This is a genomic window from Mesorhizobium sp. M7A.F.Ca.CA.001.08.2.1 (genome assembly GCF_003998455.1).
Taxonomy (GTDB): domain Bacteria; phylum Pseudomonadota; class Alphaproteobacteria; order Rhizobiales; family Rhizobiaceae; genus Mesorhizobium; species Mesorhizobium ciceri.
In genome coordinates this window covers 1-4,661 of the sequence record NZ_RZPW01000502.1, presented here as the reverse complement: position 1 = coordinate 4,661, position 4,661 = coordinate 1, and the positions used below count along the sequence as shown (strand labels likewise).

Annotated in this window: 4 protein-coding genes; 1 reads left to right on the top strand and 3 read right to left on the bottom strand. The window is 63.3% G+C overall.

Translation table 11 applies throughout. The features are described 5' to 3' along the window. The 3 genes from EN914_RS24830 to EN914_RS24820 form a co-directional block, all read right to left on the bottom strand. Window positions 1–561, bottom strand: a 561-nt coding sequence (locus EN914_RS24830) for an alkaline phosphatase family protein (RefSeq protein WP_206527231.1), incomplete at its 3' end; no start/stop codon positions are given. Between the two features lie 24 nt (window positions 562–585). Then, the gene (locus tag EN914_RS24825; protein ID WP_024502482.1) at window positions 586–1,785 is read right to left on the bottom strand and encodes a 2-aminoethylphosphonate--pyruvate transaminase; all 1,200 of its coding nucleotides are present in this window, start codon (window positions 1,783–1,785) and stop codon (window positions 586–588) included. Window positions 1,786–1,910: 125 nt separating this feature from the next. Continuing rightward, the gene (locus EN914_RS24820) at window positions 1,911–3,611 is read right to left on the bottom strand and encodes a Na/Pi cotransporter family protein (RefSeq protein ID WP_024502481.1); all 1,701 of its coding nucleotides are present in this window, start codon (window positions 3,609–3,611) and stop codon (window positions 1,911–1,913) included. Window positions 3,612–3,766: 155 nt separating this feature from the next. Here EN914_RS24820 and EN914_RS24815 point away from each other — a divergent pair, with 155 nt between their 5' ends. Then, the gene (locus tag EN914_RS24815) at window positions 3,767–4,636 is read left to right on the top strand and encodes a LysR substrate-binding domain-containing protein (RefSeq protein WP_024502480.1); all 870 of its coding nucleotides are present in this window, start codon (window positions 3,767–3,769) and stop codon (window positions 4,634–4,636) included. Window positions 4,637–4,661: the final 25 nt, after the last annotated feature.

The window sequence follows — 4,661 nt, the reverse complement described above, 5'->3', positions numbered from 1 at the left end:
CTCCGACAGCTCTGCCGAATAGACCTCCGGCACCGGCAGCCCGAAGTGCTTCGAGGCATTGTCGATGCCGTGCTCGGCTATAGTCGTGGTGTCGGACTTTTCCGCAGAGAAGCACAGCGCGCGGCCTTCATCGAAGGCGAGGCCCTTGCCAAGCAAGGCACGCAGCTTGTCCTTGGCGGTGACCACGGCGACCTTGGCGCCGGCATCGTAGAAGGCCTGGAAGATGGTCGGCGCGCGCAGGAAGCGCGGGTCGTTCATCATCACTTCCTTGCCGGTCTCGCGCTCATAGAGATAGTTGCCGCAGATGCCATGCACCGACGGCGGCCGGCCGGTGGCGATCGACAGATTGTTGGGGTTGGTGAAGCTCGGAATGACAGAGTGCGCAAAGCGCACCGTGCCCTTCTCCTTGATCCTGGCCAGAGCCGGCATCAGCCCGGTCTTTATCGCTTCGTCGAGATAGGCGGGCTCGCAGCCATCAAGGCAGATGGCGATGGCCGGCACGCGCGGCCAGGCGTAGGTGCGGCCGTTGACCGCGACGCTGATGGGAGACATCTGGTTCATCTGATATCCTCGAAGTCGGCCGCTTCAGGCGGCGAGTTTGGCGCGTTCGGCAAGTGCCGCGGCGGGTGGGGCGGCGGTGTCGACGCCCATTTCATGAAGCGAGAACGCTGCCGCCTCGACGACGCGGCGCATGACATGTTCGTCCATCTGGCCGATGCAGCCGACGCGGAACGAATCCACGGCGGTCAGCTTGCCCGGATAGATGATGAAGCCCTTGTCCTTCATCAGATCGTAGAAGCGGTCGAACGCGAAACTGGCATGAGCCGGATTGAAGAAGGTGACGATGATCGGCGACAGCCAGCGATCCCCGAGCAGTGTCTCGAAACCGAGGTCGCGCATGCCGGCCACCATGACGTCGCGGTTCCTCGTATAGCGGGCGCCACGGCCGGCGACGCCGCCTTCGGCCTCATGCTGGCGCAGTGCTTCGAGGAAGGCGGCCACGACATGCGTCGGCGGCGTGTAGCGCCACTGGCCGGTCTTGTTCAGGTGCGCCCACTGGGCGTGGACATCGAGCGACAGCGAATGGCTCCTGCCTTTGGCGGCCTCCAGTTCGCTCTTGCGGGCGATGATGAAGCCAAAACCCGGAACGCCTTCGATGCACTTGTTGGCGGACGAGACCATCGCCTCATAGCGGATTTCGTTGACGTCGAGCGCCACGGCGCCGAACGCACTCATGGAATCGACCAGCAGCTTGCGACCCTTGGCATGGACGGCTTCGGCAATTTCAGCGACCGGGTTGAGGATGCCGGAACTGGTCTCGCAATGGATGGCGATGACATGGGTGATATCAGGGTCGGCCGCGAGGGCCGCTGCCACCTCGTCGCCGCGCGGGGGCAGATAGTCGCCCTTGTCGATCAGCGTATAGGCGCGGCCGAGATACTGCATGGTCTGCGCGGCGCGCAGGCCGTAGGCGCCGTTGGCCAGCACAAGAACCTTGCCGTCCCTGGGCACGAACGACCCCAGCATCGCTTCGACGCAGAAAGAACCGCTGCCTTGCATCGGCACGCAGTCGAACTCATCGTTCCTGTCCCCGGTCAGCGCCAGCAGCCGGCGACGCATATCCGATGTCATGGCGCGGAAGTCGCCGTCCCACGATCCCCAGTCGCGCAACATCGCCTGCTTGACCGAATAGGCCGTGGTGAGCGGCCCCGGGGTCAGAAGATACGGCTCGCCCAGCGCCGGGCTGGCCAGCGGCTCCGCGGCAAATTTCGTCTCGGCGAGCATGTTGTCCTCCGCTCGATCTGCGTTCGATGTGGCCTTATTCTTGACCTGAATGATCTATTTGTAAAATCGTTATTTTGTATCGATTTATAGATTTTAATGATGATATGCCGGGCGGGAATCCGTCCTCAGGCCAGTGCGGGAGCCCTCACTTCCGCAGCCCCTCTCGCCAGCCGGCTTTCCAGCAGATCACCGCTCTGCGTCAGCAAGGGATAAGCGACCGAGGCCATCAGCGAGTTGATCTCCTTCAGCGCCCGCACGGCCTCCAGGTGGATGTCGCTGGTGTCGATGCTCTGCGGCATTCCCGATTGCAGGCGCTTGAGGTGACGGTCGTGGCTCGTGCGTTCCAGTCTGCGCATCCGCTCCTTCTCGACGACGAGTTGCCGCGCCGAATCGAGATCGCTCGACACCAGCACATTGAGTGCAAGCTGCATGTTGGCCATGACACGGTTGTGAAGCCCGGCCAGTTCGCTCCAGCCGTCGCGTGAGAAGCGCAGGTTCTTGTCACGCAGCTCCTGGGTGAGCACGAGCAGGTTCTTGGCGACGATGTCGCCGGCGCGTTCGAGATTGATGGCGAAGTCTGTGAGCTCGATGCCGCGCTGCGCTTCGGCTACGCTCATGCTGCCGCGGTTGACTTCGGCAATGTAGAGCTTGATTTCGGTATGGGCGCGGTTGACCTCCTCATCGAGTTTTTGGGCCTGGCGTATCTGGTCGCCGGTGCCGGCGTCGAAGAAATCCATCACTGGGCGCAGCATCACCTCGACGACTTCGCCCATGCGCAGCAGCTCGCGGGTGGCACTGGCTAGCGCAAGACCGGGTGTGTGCATGACGGTGCGGTCGAGCGCGCTGGTGCGGCGCGACATCAGGTCTCCACCCTCTTCGGCCTTTGCCACCGGCCTGTCTGCGATCAACAAGGCGACCAGCCGCTCCATCATGCCGGTGAACGGCAAGCAGCAGATGACCAGCACCAGATTGAAGGCAAGGTGCAGGTTGACCAGCTGGCGGCCTTCGGTTGCGCCGAACAGATGCGCCGGGAAGGTCACGGCCTGAAGCGCGAACAAAGCCGCCAGCGCCGCCGTGCCGCGAAAGATCAGATTGCCGAGCGGGATACGGCGCGCCTCGACGGCTTCGCCGCGCGTCAGCCAAACCGCGATCAGCGCGCCGCCGCAATTGGCGCCGAGGATGAAGAACAGACCGACCTCGACCGGCAAGACGCCTTGCGCGGCAAGCGTGACGAACAGCAGGATCGCCGCGACGCTGGAGTGAATCAGCCATGTGAACAGGGCAGCGGCGGCAAAGGCGGTGAAATAGTCCGCGCGCAGATAGGAAATCACCAGTGGCAGCAAGGTGCTCTGCCGCATCGGTGCGGTCGCCTCGCCGATCATATGCAGCGACAACAGGACGAAGGCGACCCCCATCAGGATTCGCCCGCTATGCCTGATGCCAGCCACTTCGAACTTCAGGGCCATCGCGCCGCCGACCAGGATCAGCGCCGGCACAAGCCAGCTGAGGTCGAACGACAGCACCTGCACGACTAGGGCGGAACCGAGATCGGCGCCCAGCAGGATCGCCAGCCCGGCCGACACCGAAACCATGCCGCTGGCGGCAAACCCGGCCGCCAGGATAGCGACGGCGGTCGAGCTCTGCAGCAGCACGGCAAGCACGGTGCCGACACCGGCCGATCTGATCCGCTCACCCCGGGCTTGCCTCAGGGCATCACGCAAAGCGAGCCCGCAGGCCCGCTCGACACCCTGGCGCACCATATGCACGGCCCAGAGCAGCAGCATGACCGCACCCGCCAGATGCAGCAGGATGATGGAAAATTGCATGGCGACGCCTCCGGTGCCAACGGCCGGCAGGGATGTCGACCCATGCTCAGGCTGAGGGTCGGCAAAACATAAGTCAAATCGTTCCTTTCGATCTTTTCCTAAGCAATCCTTATGATAAGATGTCGGCGATTTCAGAAGTGTCGGAGGCACGGGAGATGCGCTACGTCCAGTTGCGAGCCTTTCACCAGGTGGCCATCTGCGGTGGCTTTTCTCGCGCCGCCGAGGCGCTCTTCCTGACCCAGCCGGCGATCTCGGACCAGGTGCGCAAGCTCGAGGAAGAGTATGATGTGCTGCTGTTCAACCGGAACAAGAAGCAGGTCACGCTGACCCATTCGGGCCAGAAATTGCTCGAAATAACCCACCGCATGTTCGATACCGAGCAACAGGCGCTCGAACTCCTGACGGAGTCCCGCGCCCTGCGTTCCGGCTCGCTGCGCATCGTCGCCGATGCCGCACATCATCTGCTTCATATTCTCGGCAGCTTCCGGGCCCGCTACCCCGGCGTGCAGGTTTCGGTGCGCGCCGGCAACACCGAGACGGTGATCAGCAGCCTCTACAGCTACGATGCCGATATCGGCGTGCTGGGCGAGGTACCGACGGGGCGCGATTTCGAGGTGCTGAAACTCAACTCGACGCCGATCATCGCGTTTGCATCCGTCGACCACCCGCTGGCCGCGAAAAAGTCGCTCACCCTCAAGCAGCTCGCGCAGGAATCACTGGTCATGCGCGAGCGTGGATCGAAGACGCGTCAGAAACTCGAAGATCTCGCAGCCGCCTCGAAAATCGAATTGAGGCCGGCTATCGAAGCCGAGGGCCGCGAAGCCGTCCGCGAGATCGTCGCCTCGGGCGCCGGCATCGGCTTTGTCTCGGCGGCCGAATTCGGCCAGGATTCGCGGCTGGTGCCGATCACCATCGATGCTCCCGAGACCCTGATGGACGAGGCGTTGATCTGCCTGCGTGAACGCAGCGGCGGCAAACTGGTGCGGGCTTTCCTGGATATGGCGCGCTCGATGTCAGCGGATTAAGCGGCGGCCCTGATCTCCACCGCAT

What these genes read in the sequence shown, in the direction of transcription:
- EN914_RS24825 (WP_024502482.1), bottom strand. Translation starts at nt 1,785, where the DNA reads ATGCTCGCCGAGACGAAATTTGCCGCGGAGCCGCTGGCCAGCCCGGCG.
- EN914_RS24820 (WP_024502481.1), bottom strand. Translation starts at nt 3,611, where the DNA reads ATGCAATTTTCCATCATCCTGCTGCATCTGGCGGGTGCGGTCATGCTG.
- EN914_RS24815 (WP_024502480.1), top strand. Translation starts at nt 3,767, where the DNA reads ATGCGCTACGTCCAGTTGCGAGCCTTTCACCAGGTGGCCATCTGCGGT.